At 71.0% G+C, this 16,260-nt stretch carries 12 protein-coding genes and 2 tRNA genes; 11 read left to right on the forward strand and 3 right to left on the reverse strand.

The features are described from left to right. Positions 1-2: 2 nt before the first annotated feature. Genes yidD through rpmH form a run of 3 tightly spaced genes read right to left on the reverse strand, consistent with a single transcriptional unit; the run spans position 3 to position 898 of the window. A complete protein-coding gene (gene yidD / locus ACIGG8_RS21485; RefSeq protein WP_350526575.1) occupies positions 3-317 on the reverse strand; it encodes a membrane protein insertion efficiency factor YidD in 315 nt (104 codons plus the stop codon). Then, on the reverse strand, positions 314-742 hold the full coding sequence (gene rnpA, locus ACIGG8_RS21490) for a ribonuclease P protein component (protein ID WP_350526574.1): 429 nt from the start codon (positions 740-742) through the stop codon (positions 314-316). Before rnpA ends, yidD begins: the two co-directional genes overlap by 4 nt. Positions 743-760: 18 nt before the next feature. After that, positions 761-898, reverse strand: a complete 138-nt coding sequence (gene rpmH, locus ACIGG8_RS21495) for a 50S ribosomal protein L34 (protein WP_030059672.1) — start codon at positions 896-898, stop codon at positions 761-763. A gap of 353 nt (positions 899-1,251) precedes the next feature. Between rpmH and dnaA the strand changes: the two genes are divergently transcribed. From dnaA to ACIGG8_RS21550, 11 genes are all read left to right on the forward strand, one after another. Continuing rightward, positions 1,252-3,108, forward strand: coding sequence for a chromosomal replication initiator protein DnaA (gene dnaA / locus ACIGG8_RS21500; protein ID WP_396549864.1), 1,857 nt, complete (start codon positions 1,252-1,254; stop codon positions 3,106-3,108). A gap of 933 nt (positions 3,109-4,041) precedes the next feature. Continuing rightward, positions 4,042-5,172: a DNA polymerase III subunit beta gene (dnaN, locus tag ACIGG8_RS21505; protein ID WP_350526572.1), complete on the forward strand. Its 1,131-nt coding sequence runs from the start codon at positions 4,042-4,044 to the stop codon at positions 5,170-5,172. Positions 5,173-5,356: 184 nt separating this feature from the next. Beyond that, positions 5,357-6,232 (forward strand): phosphogluconate dehydrogenase (NAD(+)-dependent, decarboxylating), encoded by an 876-nt coding sequence (gene gnd / locus ACIGG8_RS21510; protein WP_350526571.1) that lies wholly within the window; start codon positions 5,357-5,359, stop codon positions 6,230-6,232. 72 nt (positions 6,233-6,304) lie between these two features. Then, the gene (gene recF, locus ACIGG8_RS21515; protein WP_396549866.1) at positions 6,305-7,438 is read left to right on the forward strand and encodes a DNA replication/repair protein RecF; all 1,134 of its coding nucleotides are present in this window, start codon (positions 6,305-6,307) and stop codon (positions 7,436-7,438) included. A 140-nt stretch (positions 7,439-7,578) separates the two neighbouring features. Next, on the forward strand, positions 7,579-8,148 hold the full coding sequence (locus tag ACIGG8_RS21520) for a DUF721 domain-containing protein (RefSeq protein ID WP_396549868.1): 570 nt from the start codon (positions 7,579-7,581) through the stop codon (positions 8,146-8,148). 279 nt (positions 8,149-8,427) lie between these two features. After that, positions 8,428-10,455, forward strand: coding sequence for a DNA topoisomerase (ATP-hydrolyzing) subunit B (gyrB, locus tag ACIGG8_RS21525; RefSeq protein WP_350526569.1), 2,028 nt, complete (start codon positions 8,428-8,430; stop codon positions 10,453-10,455). 131 nt (positions 10,456-10,586) lie between these two features. Next, positions 10,587-13,133, forward strand: coding sequence for a DNA gyrase subunit A (gene gyrA / locus ACIGG8_RS21530; RefSeq protein WP_396549916.1), 2,547 nt, complete (start codon positions 10,587-10,589; stop codon positions 13,131-13,133). Positions 13,134-13,234: 101 nt separating this feature from the next. After that, on the forward strand, positions 13,235-13,990 hold the full coding sequence (locus tag ACIGG8_RS21535) for a DUF3566 domain-containing protein (protein WP_396549871.1): 756 nt from the start codon (positions 13,235-13,237) through the stop codon (positions 13,988-13,990). A gap of 259 nt (positions 13,991-14,249) precedes the next feature. After that, positions 14,250-15,644 (forward strand): class I SAM-dependent methyltransferase, encoded by a 1,395-nt coding sequence (locus ACIGG8_RS21540; RefSeq protein ID WP_396549873.1) that lies wholly within the window; start codon positions 14,250-14,252, stop codon positions 15,642-15,644. A 16-nt stretch (positions 15,645-15,660) separates the two neighbouring features. After that, positions 15,661-15,737, forward strand: a tRNA-Ile gene (locus tag ACIGG8_RS21545). 85 nt (positions 15,738-15,822) lie between these two features. Further along, a tRNA-Ile gene (locus ACIGG8_RS21550) sits at positions 15,823-15,896 on the forward strand. The last annotated feature ends 364 nt before the right edge of the window (positions 15,897-16,260 follow it).

Consider the following 16,260-nt stretch of genomic DNA (forward strand, 5'->3'; position numbering starts at 1 on the left):
GGTCAGACTCCTTGGGCATCGGGCTTCGCCACCGGCTCCGGCTCGGCGGTCCCGCTCTGGGGGCTCAGAAGATCACGCAGCCGGCGGTGCCACACCGGATGCTTGCGCGGCGGGACGTGATCGACCCCGCCGGGCGTCCATGGATTGCAGCGCAGGATGCGCCACACGGTCAGACCGCCGCCCTTGACCGCCCCGTGTACCTTCACGGCCTCGTAGCCGTAGTGCGAGCAGGAGGGGTAGTAACGGCACACGGGACCCAGCAGTGGGCTGATCGTCCACTGGTAGACCCTGATCAGACCCATCAGCAGGTACTTCATCGCCCTGCTCCCGTCGGCGCCGTGGCGGCGGGCTCGGCCCTCAGCAACCGCTTCAGCGCCGCGTCCAGGTCCCGTTCGAGGTCCTGGTACGAGGCGGACGCGGCCTGGGGCAGCGCACGCACCACTATCAGGCTACCGGCGGGCAGCCTGGACAGACGATCACGAACGAGATGACGCAACCTGCGCTTCACCAGATTGCGGACGACCGCCGGACCAACGGCCTTGCTCACGACGAAACCCGCACGCGCCGAAGGAGTCCCCTCGGCGACGTGCGGGCGGGAGTCGCTGGTCCGGTCGGTCTGCCCCTGAGGGTCACCCTCTCTGCTGAGATGGACGACCAGAAGGGGCCGGCCGGCCCGGCGACCGCGTTTCACCGCGGTCGCGAAGTCCTGGCGCCGCCGCAGCCGATTCTCGGAGGGCAGCACGACAGACTCTGGCGCGGATCAGGCGGACAGGCTGGCGCGGCCCTTGCCACGGCGGGCAGCCAGGATGGCGCGGCCGGCGCGGGTACGCATACGCAGCCGGAAGCCGTGGGTCTTCGCGCGACGACGGTTGTTCGGCTGGAAGGTGCGCTTGCTCACTCGGGGGCTCCTGAGGTGAATCGTAGGATGACGGGGAGTCGCTTGGCCGTCACCGTGCGTCCGCGTGATCTCCCCTGAATTCGGAAATCCGGCCCATCGCCCCAGTTCGGCTGGGGTCTGAGGCAATCCACGGCGCCCGTGCTGCGCGCCTTATGGAGCGGGCGGACCCGCGGACATGCGGCAGCGGCCATCGACAACTCGACCTGGTTACGGTACGCGGGACGGGGCACGAGGGTCAAACCGGCCTCTCCGGCCCGCTTTACCCACAGCCTGTGGACAACGACTTGATCCCGCCCTGTTCGCTGACTACCGTTGCAGAACTTGTCTGGTTTGTTCTTGGAAAGCGTGCACCAGTGGCTGATGTCAACAGCGACCTCGTCCCGGTCTGGGCCAGGGTCGTCGAGCGGCTGGTCAGCGACCCCGATGTCGGGGAGATGGACAAGCAGTGGGTGCAGCGCACCCAGCCGATGTGGATGATGCACGACACCGCCCTGCTGGCGACCCCGAACGAGCGGGCCAAGCAGGTGCTGGAGGGCCGGCTGCTGCCGCAGCTGACCGAGGCCCTCAGCCGCGAGCTCAGCCGCCCGGTCCGGATCGCCGTGATGGTCGACGCCAACGCCGTGCCGACCACCCCCGCGCCCGCCCCCCAGGCCCCCGCCGAGCCCTACCCCGGTCCCGCCGAGGACACCGGGGGCTACGGCGGCCAGGACTACCAGCAGCCGTACGAGCAGGACCAGCCCTACGAACAGCGGCAGCGGTACGAGCAGGACCAGCCGTACGAGCAGGACTACGAGCGCCCCCGCTACGACACCGGCGGCTACGAGCAGCGTCCGGCCCCCTACGGCGGCCCCTCCGCCGGCCCGCAGGGCTGGCCGGGCTACCAGGACCAGCCGCCCGCCTCCTACGAGCACGAGGAGCCCGCGCCCCGTACGGCGCCGCGGCCCCTGCCGGGCCCGCCCGCGACCACCCAGGGCGACCTCTTCGGCGGCGCCTACGGCCCCGGCCCGAACGAGCAGCCCCGCGGCGGCGCCGGCCGCCGTTCCGCCGGCTCCCGCCCCACCGGCGGCCGCCCGGCCGAGAAGGCGGCCCCGGAGCGGCCGGGCGAGCGTCCCGCCGTCCCCGGCGTGCCCGCCCCGCCCGGCGCTCCCCCGGCCGGCGGCTCCCGCAAGGACGAACCGGCCGCGCGGCTGAACCCCAAGTACCTGTTCGACACCTTCGTCATCGGCGCGAGCAACCGCTTCGCGCACGCGGCGGCGGTGGCGGTCGCCGAGGCCCCGGCCAAGGCGTACAACCCGCTCTTCATCTACGGCGAGTCCGGGCTGGGCAAGACCCACCTGCTGCACGCCATCGGGCACTACTCGCGCAGCCTCTTCCCGGGCACCCGGGTGCGCTACGTGTCCTCCGAGGAGTTCACCAACGAGTTCATCAACTCGATCCGGGACGGCAAGGCGGACACCTTCCGCCGCCGCTACCGGGACATGGACATCCTGCTCGTGGACGACGTCCAGTTCCTCGCGAGCAAGGAGTCCACGCAGGAGGAGTTCTTCCACACCTTCAACACCCTCCACAACGCGAACAAGCAGATCGTGCTGTCCTCGGACCGGCCGCCCAAGCTGCTGACCACGCTGGAGGACCGGCTGCGCAACCGCTTCGAGTGGGGTCTGATCACCGACGTCACCCCGCCGGAGCTGGAGACCCGGATCGCGATCCTGCGCAAGAAGGCGATCCAGGAGCAACTCAACGCTCCCGCCGACGTCCTGGAGTTCATCGCGTCCCGGATCACCCGCAACATCCGGGAGTTGGAGGGCGCCCTGATCCGGGTCACCGCCTTCGCCAACCTCAACCGGGCGCCGGTGGACCTGGAGCTGGCCGGGATCGTCCTCAAGGACCTGATCCCCGGCGGCGACGAGGACGCGGGGCCGGAGATCACCGCGCAGGTCATCATGCAGCAGACCGCCGCCTACTTCGGCCTGGGCGTGGACGACCTCTGCGGATCCTCGCGCAGCCGCGTCCTGGTGACGGCCCGCCAGATCGCGATGTACCTGTGCCGGGAGCTCACCGACCTGTCACTGCCGAAGATCGGCGCGCAGTTCGGCGGCCGGGACCACACCACGGTGATGCACGCCGACCGCAAGATCCGCTCGCTGATGGCCGAGCGGCGCTCGATCTACAACCAGGTCACCGAACTCACCAACCGCATCAAGAGCTAGCCACCGCCGCGCACCGCGGCCCGAGGGCGTCAGGAGCGATCCTGACGCCCTTTTCGCGCATCCACAGGTGTGCGACCGCCGCCGGCCGGGCAGGAATGCCGTCGACGGACGGTGTGCCAGTCCACAGCCCGCGCCGAACAACTGACCGGTGATTCGAACACCCGGGGCGCGCAAGGCCGTTGTCCACAGGCGGGGCACCCTCCCGGCCGTCCACAGGCCGGGGAGCCCGGAGTTATCCAGAATTCGTCCACAAGCCCGTCCCCGCTACGCTCTTCCGCGCAGGTCAGGTGCCTGTGGACTTGTGCACAACGGTTATCCACAGGGTGTGGACAATTGACGGCCCGCCAGTGGGCCGTCCGGGTTATCCACCGGTTGTCCCCAGGCCGGGGCGGGTTATCCCCAGGTTGTCCACAGCGGCGTCCACAGTTCGACAACCGTGTGCTGTCGTTCATACCCTGGTGTGAAAGGCGTCACGAAAAGTTGACCGGCGCCCGTGGATAACCGGGCCCGGATCTGGGGATAGCCCTGGGGATAACCTGTGGATACCCTGCGTGCCCTGTGGGTAACGCTCGGCTGTCCACAGCGCGGCCTGCCCGTCCACAGCCGCCGTCCACATGCGCTGTGGACAAAATCCGGGCCCTGACCTGCGGAAACGGGGTTATCCACGGTTTCCACAGGCCCTACTACTACCACTACACAGATAGACCGTGAACCTGCTTTCAAAGTGGGTGGGCCCGAAATCTGTGGACAACCGCGCCCCGACATCTGTTCGGCTTGCTTCCGCCCGTCTGCCCCGTCTGTCGGCGGAGTACGTCAGACTGTCCTTGCGACTGGAAGCAGAGCGGGCAGAGCTCGGCGGACAGCCCGACCGACGATCAAGATCAGACGAACCAGAGTGCGAGCGGGAGCGCTCGATCCAGGAGGCGGTTACCGGTGAAGTTCCGGGTGGAGCGTGACGTCCTCGCGGAGGCGGTGGCCTGGGCTGCCCGCAGCCTCCCGGCACGGCCGCCGGTGCCGGTGCTGGCCGGCCTGCTGCTGACGGCGCAGGAGGGCAGCCTGGCGCTGTCCGGCTTCGACTACGAGGTCTCGGCCCGGGTCGAGCTGGAGGCCGACGTCGAGGAGGCCGGCACCGTCCTGGTCTCCGGTCGACTGCTGAACGACATCTCCCGCAACCTTCCCAACAGGCCTGTGGAGATCTCCACCGACGGCCAGCGGGTCAGCGTGGTGTGCGGCAGCTCCCGCTTCACCCTGCCCACCCTCCCGGTCGACGAGTACCCGGCCCTGCCCCAGATGCCGACCGCCACCGGCACCGTCTCCGGGGACGTCTTCGCCTCGGCCGTCAGCCAGGCCGCGGTCGCCGCCGGCCGGGACGACACCCTGCCGGTGCTCACCGGTGTCCGGGTCGAGATCGAGGGCGACCGGATCACCCTGGCCGCCACCGACCGCTACCGCTTCGCCGTCCGCGAGCTGCTGTGGAAGCCCGAGCAGTCGGACATCTCCGCGGTCGCCCTGGTGCCGGCCAAGACCCTGCAGGACATCGCCAAGTCCCTGGGCAGCGGCGACAACGTCTCCATCGCGCTCTCCTCGGGCGGCGCGGGCGAGGGCCTGATCGGCTTCGAGGGCGCCGGCCGCCGGACCACCACGCGGCTGCTGGAGGGCGAGTTCCCCAAGTTCCGCAGCCTCTTCCCGACCGAGTTCAACGCGATCGCCGCGATCCAGACCCAGCCCTTCCTGGAGGCGCTCAAGCGCGTCTCGCTGGTCGCCGAGCGCAACACCCCGGTCCGCCTCAACTTCGAGGAGGGCGTGCTGACGCTGGAGGCCGGCTCGGGCGACGACGCCCAGGCCACCGAGCGGATCGAGGCCTCCCTGGAGGGCGACGCCATCTCGATCGCCTTCAACCCGGGCTACCTGGAGGAGGGCCTCAAGGCCATCGACTCCGCCTACGCCCAGCTGAGCTTCACCACCCCGACCAAGCCCGCCCTGCTCAGCGGCAAGGTCTCGGTGGACGCCGAGGAGGACAAGGCGTACCAGTACCTGATCATGCCGGTCCGCCTCTCCGGCTGATCCGCCGATCCGCTCCGCTTCCGCGTGACCGTCCACAGGCTGTGCACACCCGCTGTGCACAGCCTGTGGACGTCTCCCCCGCTCGGCCCGACCACAGGCGGGAGCCGGTGGTTCAGCGCGTAGGCTCAGGGAGTGCGGCAACGGCGCCGCCGCCAGGCACGTCACCACAGGTAAGGACTTGGTCATGGAGCTCGGCCTCATCGGTCTCGGCAAGATGGGCGGCAACATGCGCGAGCGGATCCGCCGCGCCGGCCACACCGTCATCGGCTACGACCGCAATCCGGACATCTCCGACGTCGAGAGCCTGCAGGAACTCGTCACCAAGCTGCAGGGCCCGCGCGTGGTCTGGGTGATGGTCCCGGCCGGCGCCGCCACCCAGGCGACCGTCGACGAGCTCGCCGAGCTGCTCTCCCCCGGCGACGTGGTCGTCGACGGCGGCAACTCCCGCTGGACCGACGACGTCAAGCACGCCGAGGCGCTGGCCGCCAAGGGCATCGGCTTCGTCGACTGCGGCGTCTCCGGCGGCGTCTGGGGCCTGGAGAACGGCTACGCGCTGATGTACGGCGGCGACGCCGAGCACGTCGCGCGGGTCCAGCCGGTCTTCGACGCGCTCAAGCCCGAGGGCGACTTCGGCTCGGTGCACGCGGGCGCGGTGGGCGCCGGCCACTTCGCCAAGATGGTCCACAACGGCATCGAGTACGCGATGATGCAGGCCTTCGCCGAGGGCTGGGAGCTGCTGGAGGCCGCGCCCGAGGTCACCGACGTGCGCGAGGTCTTCCGCAGCTGGCAGGAGGGCACCGTCATCCGCTCCTGGCTGCTGGACCTGGCCGTCCGCGCCCTGGACGAGGACGAGCACCTGGCCAAGCTGCGCGGCTGGGCCGCCGACTCCGGCGAGGGCCGATGGACCGTCGAGGCCGCGATCGACCACGCCGTGCCGCTGCCGGCGATCACCGCCTCGCTGTTCGCCCGCTTCGCGTCCCGCCAGGACGACTCGCCGCAGATGAAGATGATCGCCGCGCTGCGCAACCAGTTCGGCGGCCACGCGGTCGAGTCGAAGTAGTTCCCTCCGGGGACCGGCCCCACCGGGGCGCGGCCCCGGTTCATCCACAGAAGGCGGGCGCAGTCCACAGCCATGCACGTCGCGCACCTGTCGCTCGCCGACTTCCGGTCGTACGCCCGGGCCGAGGTTCCCCTCGACCCGGGCGTGACGGCCTTCGTGGGGCCCAACGGCCAGGGCAAGACCAACCTGGTCGAGGCGATCGGCTACGTCGCCACCCTGGGCAGCCACCGGGTCGCCACCGACGCCCCGCTGATCCGGCTGGGCGCCGAGCGGGCGGTGATCCGCACCTCGGTGGTGGACCGCGGCCGGTCCACCCTGGTCGAGCTGGAACTCACCCCCGGCAAGGCCAACCGCGCCCGGATCAACCGCTCCGACAACGTCCGCCCGCGCGACGTGCTGGGTCTGTTGCGCACCGTGCTGTTCGCCCCCGAGGACCTCAGCCTGGTCAAGGGCGACCCGGGCGAGCGCCGGCGCTTCCTGGACGAGCTGCTGACGGCCCGTGCGCCCCGGCTGGCCGGCGTGCGGCAGGACTACGAGCGGGTGCTCAAGCAGCGCAACGCCCTGCTGAAGACCGCCGCGATGGCCCGTCGGGCGGGCGGCGGCAAGGGCGCGGACCTCTCCACCCTGGAGGTCTGGGACGGCCACCTGGCCCGCGCCGGAGCCGAGTTGACGGCCTTCCGGATCCAGCTGGTGGCCGCCCTGCAGCCGCTGGTGACGGCCGCCTACGGGCAGCTGGCCCCCGGCGGCGGCGAGACCGCCCTGGAGTACCGCAGCTCCTTCGAGGGCGAGCTGCCGACCAGCCGCGAACAGGCCGAGGAGCAGCTGCTGGGCGCGCTGCAGGCGGTCCGCAAGCAGGAGGTCGACCGCGGCCTCACCCTGGTCGGCCCGCACCGCGACGAGCTGGGGCTCAAACTCGGCCCGATGCCCGCCAAGGGCTACGCCAGCCACGGCGAGTCCTGGTCGTACGCGCTGGCGCTGCGGCTGGCCTCGTACGAGCTGCTGCGCTCCGACGGCGGTGAGCCGGTGCTGATCCTGGACGACGTGTTCGCCGAGCTGGACGCCGCCCGCCGGGACCGGCTGGCCGAACTGGTGGCCGACGGCGAGCAGGTGCTGGTGACCGCGGCGGTCGCCGAGGACGTCCCGAAGGCGCTGGCCGGCGCCCGGTTCGCGGTGTCCGACGGCGCCGTGCGCCGCGTCGACGGCTGACCGCGCACCCGTTCCACGACCCCCGTCGCGCTCCCCCGGGCCCACCGCGATCCGCGGCGTCCGAGTACTCCCGTAGGCTGGACGGCTCGGCGGGCGCGTGACCGCGACCGTTGTCCACAGGCTGGGGAAAGGAGATCGCCGTGAGCGAGTCGGCGGAGCACTCCCCCAAGCCCGGCGCCCCGAAGCCCGGCGCCCCCGGGCCCGGGGCCCCCGAGCCGACCGGTGCCGACCTCGCCCGCTCCGCGCTGCGGGCGGCCCGGGCCCAGGCCAAGCAGCGCGGCGAGCAGGTCCGGGAGAAGCGCGAGGCGAAGCGGCACGGTCTGCGCAGCGGTGCCCGTTCGGACGGCCGCGACCCGGTCCCGCTGGGCGCCGCGCTGAACCGGCTGCTGACCGAGCGCGGCTGGGAGTCCTCGGCCGCCGTCGGCGGCGTGATGGGCCGCTGGCCGCAGATCGTCGGCCCGGACATCGCCGCGCACTGCCACCCCTCCTCCTACGACGAGGCCGCCGCGGTGCTCACCGTGCAGTGCGACTCCACCGCCTGGGCCACCCAACTTCGCTGGCTGGCGCGGCAGTTGGTGGCCCGTCTGAACCACGAGCTGGGCCACGGCACGGTGAAGACCATCAAGGTGCTGGGCCCCGCGGCGCCCGCCCGCGGCTACGGCCGGCTGCGCGCGCCGGGGAGCAAGGGGCCGGGCGACACCTGGGGCTGACGGGTGCCGGCGCGGTGTCGCCCCGGCGCCCGCCCCGTGCCGATCGGATGCCGATCTTCCGGAACCCCTGACAGCCCTCCCAGGCGCTCTGGGGCCCCCGGGCGAGTATCGGGACATGTGCAGAGGGGATTCAGGGCGGCGTATCTGCCTTCAAGGGCTGCCAAACGCCCATCTCTGTCAGTCGTACCGGTAGACTGAGAGCCAAACACTGTTGCTAGTGGCAACCGAGTCGAAACGCCGTGGTCGCACGCTCGCCCGCACGGGGCGGGAATGCGGCCCGTGCTGTGCCAGAGAGGGCGCTTCGTGGCCGATTCCGGCAACCCCAGCCAGACCCCAGACCAGTCCGACCAGGCTTCCTACACCGGTAGCAACATCCAGGTGCTGGAAGGCCTCGACGCCGTCCGCAAGCGCCCCGGCATGTACATCGGTTCCACCGGCGAGCGCGGCCTGCACCACCTGGTGCAGGAGGTCGTGGACAACTCCGTCGACGAGGCGATGGCCGGGTACGCCACGCACATCGACGTCACGATCCTGCCCGACGGCGCGGTCCGCTGCGTCGACAACGGCCGCGGCATCCCGGTGGACATCGTCCCCGGTCAGGAGAAGCCGGCCGTCGAGGTCGTCCTCACCGTCCTGCACGCCGGCGGCAAGTTCGGCGGCGGCGGCTACGCGGTCTCCGGCGGTCTGCACGGCGTCGGCGTCTCCGTGGTGAACGCGCTGTCCACCCGGCTCTCCGTCGAGATCCTCCGGGACGGCCGCCGCTGGACCCAGGACTACAAGATGGGCGCCCCGACCGCCGCCCTGGCGAGCACCGAGCTGGCCGCCGAGGAGGCCGACCGCACCGGCACCAGCGTCACCTTCTGGGCCGACGCCGACATCTTCGAGACCACCGTCTACTCCTTCGAGACGCTCTCCCGGCGCTTCCAGGAGATGGCCTTCCTCAACAAGGGCCTGTCGATCTCGCTGACCGACGAGCGCCCGGAGCACGTGGACGAGGAGGGCAAGCCGCTCACCGTCACGTACAAGTACGACGGCGGCATCGCCGACTTCGTCGCCCACCTCAACTCCCGCAAGGGCGAGGTCATCCACCCCTCGGTGATCGACTTCGAGGCGGAGGACAAGGACAAGGCGATCTCGGTGGAGATCGCGATGCAGTGGAACACCTCCTACACCGAGGGTGTCTACAGCTTCGCGAACACCATCCACACCCACGGCGGCGGCACCCACGAGGAGGGCTTCCGCGCGGCCCTGACCGGTCTGGTCAACCGCTACGCGCGCGACAAGAAGCTGCTCCGCGAGAAGGACGACAACCTCTCCGGCGAGGACATCCGCGAGGGCCTGACCGCGATCATCTCGGTCAAGCTCGGCGAGCCGCAGTTCGAGGGCCAGACCAAGGACAAGCTCGGCAACACCGAGGCCAAGACCTTCGTCCAGAAGGTCGTCCACGAGCACCTGAACGACTGGCTGGACCGCAACCCCAACGAGGCCGCGGACATCATCCGCAAGTCCATCCAGGCCGCCACCGCGCGCGTCGCCGCCCGCAAGGCCCGCGACCTCACCCGCCGCAAGGGCCTGCTGGAGTCCGCCTCGCTGCCGGGCAAGCTCTCGGACTGCCAGTCCAAGGACCCGTCCGAGTGCGAGATCTTCATCGTCGAGGGTGACTCCGCCGGCGGCTCGGCCAAGCAGGGCCGTGACCCGCGCACCCAGGCCATCCTGCCGATCCGCGGCAAGATCCTGAACGTCGAGAAGGCCCGGATCGACAAGGTGCTGCAGAACACCGAGGTCCAGGCGCTGATCTCGGCCTTCGGCTGCGGCATCCAGGAGGACTACGACGAGTCCAAGCTGCGGTACCACAAGATCGTGCTGATGGCCGACGCCGACGTCGACGGTCAGCACATCCGCACCCTGCTGCTGACGCTGCTGTTCCGCTTCATGCGGCCGCTGGTCGAGGCCGGGTACGTCTACCTGGCCATGCCCCCGCTGTACAAGATCAAGTGGGGCAAGGACGACTTCGAGTACGCCTACTCCGACCGCGAGCGCGACGCGCTGATCGCGGCCGGCGTGGAGGCCGGGCGCCGGCTCCCCAAGGACGACGCGATCCAGCGCTTCAAGGGTCTCGGCGAGATGAACGCCGAGGAGCTCCGCGTCACCACCATGGACGCCGAGCACCGGCTGCTGCTCCAGGTCACCCTGGAGGACGCCGCCCGCGCCGACGAGCTGTTCTCCGTGCTGATGGGCGAGGACGTCGAGGCCCGCCGCTCCTTCATCCAGCGCAACGCCAAGGACGTCCGCTTCCTGGACGTGTGACGCCTGCACCCCAGGCCCCGCACGTACCAGTCCGCGTGAAAGGAAACTGACCACCAGTGGTCGACGACAACCGTCCCGAAGGCGAACAGCCCGAGACCCCCGAGGCCGCCGAGGCCACCGCCCAGGCGACCATGCGGATCGAGCCGGTCGAGCTCGAAACCGAGATGCAGCGCTCGTACCTCGACTACGCGATGAGCGTGATCGTCAGCCGTGCGCTGCCCGAGGTCCGCGACGGCCTCAAGCCGGTGCACCGCCGCGTGCTCTACGCGATGTACGACGGCGGGTACCGCCCGGAGAAGGGCTACTACAAGTGCGCCCGCGTCGTCGGCGACGTGATGGGCAACTACCACCCGCACGGTGACACCTCGATCTACGACACCGTGGTCCGCCTGGCCCAGCCGTGGTCGCTGCGGATGCCGCTGGTGGACGGCAACGGCAACTTCGGCTCCCCGGGCAACGACCCGGCCGCGGCCATGCGCTACACCGAGTGCAAGATGATGCCGCTGGCCATGGAGATGATGCGCGACATCGACGAGGACACCGTCGACTTCGCGGCCAACTACGACGGCCGCTCGCAGGAGCCCACCGTCCTGCCGGCGCGCATCCCCAACCTGCTGATCAACGGTGCCACCGGCATCGCGGTCGGCATGGCCACCAACATCCCGCCGCACAACCTCCGCGAGGTCGCCTCCGGCGCGCTCTGGTACCTGGAGAACCCGGAGGCCTCCAACGAGGAGCTGCTGGAGGCCCTGATCGAGCGGATCAAGGGCCCCGACTTCCCCACCGGCGCGCTGATCGTCGGCCGTCGCGGCATCGACGACTACTTCCGCACCGGCCGCGGCTCGGTCACGATGCGCGCCGTGGTCGAGGTCGAGGAGATCCAGGGCCGCCAGTGCCTGGTGATCACCGAGCTGCCGTACCAGGTCAACCCGGACAACCTCGCGCTGAAGATCGCCGACCTGGTCAAGGACGGCAAGATCGCCGGCATCGCGGACGTCCGCGACGAGTCCTCGTCCCGCACCGGCACCCGCCTGGTGGTCGTGCTCAAGCGCGACGCGGTCGCCAAGGTCGTGCTGAACAACCTGTACAAGCACACCGAGCTGCAGACCAACTTCGGCGCCAACATGCTGGCCCTGGTCGACGGCGTGCCGCGCACCCTGTCGCTGGACGCCTTCATCCGGCACTGGGTCAACCACCAGGTCGAGGTCATCGTCCGGCGCACCCGCTTCCGGCTGCGCAAGGCCGAGGAGCGCGCGCACATCCTGCGCGCCCTGCTCAAGGCCCTGGACGTGATCGACGAGGTCATCGCGCTGATCCGGGCCTCGGCGAGCGCCGACGCCGCCCGCACCGGCCTGATGGGCCTGCTCGACATCGACGAGCTCCAGGCCAACGCCATCCTGGAGATGCAGCTGCGCCGCCTGGCCGCCCTGGAGCGCCAGCGGATCACCGACGAGCACGACGAGCTGCAGCGCAAGATCGACGAGTACAACGCGATCCTGGCCTCGCCGACCCGCCAGCGGGAGATCATCTCCGAGGAGCTCACCGCGATCGTCGAGAAGTACGGCGACGACCGGCGCTCCATGCTCATCCCCTCCGACGGCGACCTCTCCATCGAGGACCTCATCGCCGAGGAGGACATCGTCGTCACGATCACCCGTGGCGGCTACGTCAAGCGGACCCGCTCCGACCTCTACCGCTCGCAGAAGCGCGGCGGCAAGGGCGTGCGCGGTGCCCAGCTGAAGCAGGACGACATCGTCGACCACTTCTTCGTGACGACGACCCACAACTGGATCCTGTTCTTCACCAACAAGGGCAGGGTCTACCGCGCCAAGGGCTACGAGCTGCCGGACGCCGGCCGCGACGCCCGCGGCCAGCACGTCGCCAACCTGCTGGCCTTCCAGCCGGAGGAGCACATCGCCCAGGTGATGGCCGTCCGGACGTACGAGGACAAGCCGTACCTGGTCCTCGCCACCCGGGCCGGCCTGGTGAAGAAGTCCCCGCTGAAGGACTACGACTCCCCGCGCTCCGGCGGCCTGATCGCGATCAACCTGCGCCAGGACGAGGAGGGCCGGGACGACGAGCTGATCGGCGCCGAGCTGGTCTCCTCCGAGGACGACCTGCTGCTGGTCTCCAAGAAGGCCCAGTCGATCCGCTTCACCGCGACCGACGACGCCCTGCGGCCCACCGGCCGCGCCACATCCGGCGTCAAGGGCATGGCCTTCCGGGAGGACGACGAGCTGCTCTCGATGAACGTCGTCCGTCCGGGCACCTACGTCTTCACCGCCACCGACGGCGGGTACGCCAAGCGCACCGGTGTGGACGAGTACCGTGTCCAGGGACGCGGCGGCTACGGCACCAAGGCGGCGAAGATCGTCGAGGGCCGGGGTTCGCTGGTCGGCGCGCTCGTGGTCGACGAGACCGACGAGATCATGGCGATCACCCTCTCGGGTGGGGTGATCCGCACGAGGGTTTCCGAGGTTCGTGAAACCGGACGTGACACGATGGGCGTCCAACTGATCAACCTCGGGAAGCGCGATGCGGTCGTGGGCATGGCCCGCAACGCGGAGGCCGAGGACGAGGACACGGTGGAGGACGAGGTCGCTGGCACCGAGTCCACCGAGGCCACCGAGACGGCCGAGGGTACGGAGACGGCAATCGGCGGAGACGCCGGGGCCTGACCCGAAACCGCAGACCGGTGTCGCCGCGTCCACACACAGAGGGCGTGGCGACACCGGACGCCGACCAGTTCCGGGCAATCCCGCCGGGCGCTGGATGACGAGTGACGAAGCAGGGCGGCGCCGCCGCCCTGGTGGAAGTGCGGGAGGACCAGGTGAGTGGAGCCACGGGTGCTGCGGGAGGGACCTCCGGCGGCCGTCCGGGCGCGCAGGGCGGGGGTTCGTACGGCGTGCCGCAGCCGCCGACCGAGCACTCGACCGCGTCCACCTCGCTGATGCCGCCGGTCGGCGGCCAGACGCCCCCGGCGCCGGGGACCCCGGCGCCCGGCTCGGGGGGCTTCTCCCAGCCGACCACCTACGCCAAGGGGCAGCCGACCCCGGCCCGGGGCACCCGGACCTCCGGCAACACCCCGCCCGGCGGCACCCCCGTCCCCGGGGCGGCGCGCCGTCCCGCCGCCGCGCCCGCGGCCGGCGGACCGGGCCTCGGCCGGACCCGCAAGGCCCGGCTGCGGGTGACCAAGGTCGACCCGTGGTCGGTGATGAAGGTCAGCTTCCTGCTGTCGCTGGCCGTCGGCATCATCATCATCGTGGCCTCGGCCGTGCTGTGGATGACGCTGGACTCGCTCGGCGTCTTCGACTCCCTGAGCAAGACCCTCAAGGACGTCACCGGCTCCGACAGCAGCGGCGGCGTGAACCTGATGGACTACATCGGCTTCGGCAAGGTGATGACCTTCACCACGCTGATCGCCGTGGTCGACGTCGTCCTGCTGACCGCGCTGTCCACCCTCTCCGCGTTCATCTACAACGCGGCGGCCGGCTTCACCGGCGGCGTCGAGCTGACCTTGGCCGAGGAGGACTGACCCCGGCCGGGTCCTGACCCCCGCTCAGCTCCCCGTCCACGGACGGAATGCACGGGCCCCACCGACTGTTCAGGTCGGTGGGGCCCGTCGGCATTCGGGTGACAGCCGGCACCCCGCGGCGTGCCGTCCGGAAGCCGGTCGGCTGCCGTGGGATTAGCTGGGTGCCGCCCGTTCCGCGCCTGGGAGTGCCGCAGGCCGCCCCCGGTCCGCCCGACCGGGCCAGGTGAGGTTCAGCAGGACGACTGGACGGAGGCGCGCGGTGGCGAAGCTCGCAGGTCAACTGGTCGAGGCCCTGGACGGGCTGCTGGGGGTTCCGGTACCGCTGCGGGTGCAGGCCTGGGACGGCAGCGTCGCCGGGCCGCCGGAAGCGCCCACCCTGGTCCTGCGCAACCGCCGGGCACTGCGCCGCCTGCTCTGGCAGCCGGGCGAGCTGGGACTGGCCCGCGCCTACGTCGCGGGAGACCTGGAGATCGCCCCCGGCAGCGACCTCTACGAGGTGCTCTCGGTGGTCGGCCGGTTCGCCGAACGGCCGGAGATCCGCACCCTCGACCTCGGGCCGCGCGACGTGCTCGGCGCCAAGGGCCGTCGGGTCCTCGCGGCCGCCCTGCGGGCCGGGGCGCTCGGCCCCGAGCCCGCACCGCCCCGGGAGGAGGTCCGGAAGGCCGCAGGGCGGCTGCACAGCCGCAGCCGGGACCGCGCGGCCATCAGCCACCACTACGACGTCGGGAACGACTTCTACGGCCTCGTGCTCGGCCCGTCGATGGTCTACTCGTGCGCCTACTGGACGCCGGAGGCGAAGAGCCTGGAGGCGGCCCAGGAGGCCAAGCTCGACCTGATCTGCCGCAAGCTCGGACTGCGGCCCGGCCTGCGGCTGCTGGACGTCGGTTGCGGCTGGGGGTCACTGCTGCTGCACGCGGCCCGGCACTACGGCGTCACCGCGGTCGGCGTCTCCATCTCCGCGGAACAGGTCGCGCTGGCCCGCGCGCGGGTCGAGGAGGCCGGCCTGGCCGACCGGGTCGAGGTCCGGCTCCAGGACTACCGGGAGACCGCCGACGGGCCGTTCGACGCGATCTCCAGCGTCGGGATGGCCGAGCACGTCGGCTCCGAGCAGTACCGGGTCTACGCCGAGGTCCTGTACCGGCTGCTGGCGCCCGGCGGCCGGCTGCTCAACCACCAGATCGCCCGCCGCCCGAACCACCCCGGTGAGCAGCACCACGCCAGTCCCTTCATCGACCGCTACGTCTTCCCCGACGGCGAGCTCTCCCCCGTCGGTTCCACCGTGGCCCGGCTGGAGGAGGCCGGCTTCGAGGTCCGCGACGTCGAGTCGCTTCGCGAGCACTACGGGCTGACCCTGCGCGAGTGGGTGGCCAACCTCGAAGCGCACTGGACGGAGGCGGTCCGGCTGGTCGGCCGCGGCCGCGCCCGGGTCTGGCGGCTGTACATGGCGGCCTCCGCGCTGGCCTTCGAGCAGAACCGGATCGGGATCAACCAGGTCCTCGCCGTGCGCAGCACCGAGGAGGGCACGGCGGGCCTCCCGTCGACCCGCGAGGAGTGGCTGCTGCGTCCCGCCGCCGGCGCGTCGCAGCAGGCCGTCGGGGTCCCCGCCGCCGGTCCGGCCGAACCGGATTTGGGAGATCGGCCGTCGGTCCGCTAATCTTTCAGTGCGGCAAGGGCCTATAGCTCAGACGGTTAGAGCGCTTCCCTGATAAGGAAGAGGCCACAGGTTCAAGTCCTGTTAGGCCCACCACCGCGAAGGCCCCGGAGTGATCCACTCCGGGGCCTTCGACGTTTTCGCGGATCGGCCGGATTCGGGTACGCTCTCTGTTCGGCGAGGGCCTATAGCTCAGACGGTTAGAGCGCTTCCCTGATAAGGAAGAGGCCACAGGTTCAAGTCCTGTTAGGCCCACCTCCCCGAAGGCCCCGGAGTGATCCACTCCGGGGCCTTCGACGTTCCCGCCCGCGGACCCCGGACCGTCCGCCCGCCCCGGTGGCCGTGCTGCTGCGCCCGGAGGGCCCCGGCGGACCGGGCCTGACCGGGGATTCCGGGGCCGGCCGTGCGCGGTCGGAGCGCCCGGCAGGAGGTGCTGCGTCAATCCTCGGACCGGACCGCCGGGTTGGCCGCACCGGTGGCTGGTCACGATTGGGACACCGGTGTGTATCATCGGCCGCAAGGGCAGTCTGGCACCCGGCCGCCCGTTTGCGCTCGAAACACATCTGGACTCGTCGGCCCGGTCAGTCCGGCCGGATCCGGCTCTTGAGTCCACCAACGC

Source organism: Kitasatospora sp. NPDC085464 (assembly GCF_044541955.1).
Lineage (GTDB): Bacteria > Actinomycetota > Actinomycetes > Streptomycetales > Streptomycetaceae > Kitasatospora.

Coding starts and splice junctions, on each gene's coding strand:
- yidD (WP_350526575.1), bottom strand. CDS start 317: ATGAAGTACCTGCTGATGGGTCTGATCAGGGTCTACCAGTGGACGATC.
- gnd (WP_350526571.1), top strand. CDS start 5,357: ATGGAGCTCGGCCTCATCGGTCTCGGCAAGATGGGCGGCAACATGCGC.
- recF (WP_396549866.1), top strand. CDS start 6,305: ATGCACGTCGCGCACCTGTCGCTCGCCGACTTCCGGTCGTACGCCCGG.
- gyrA (WP_396549916.1), top strand. CDS start 10,587: ATGCGGATCGAGCCGGTCGAGCTCGAAACCGAGATGCAGCGCTCGTAC.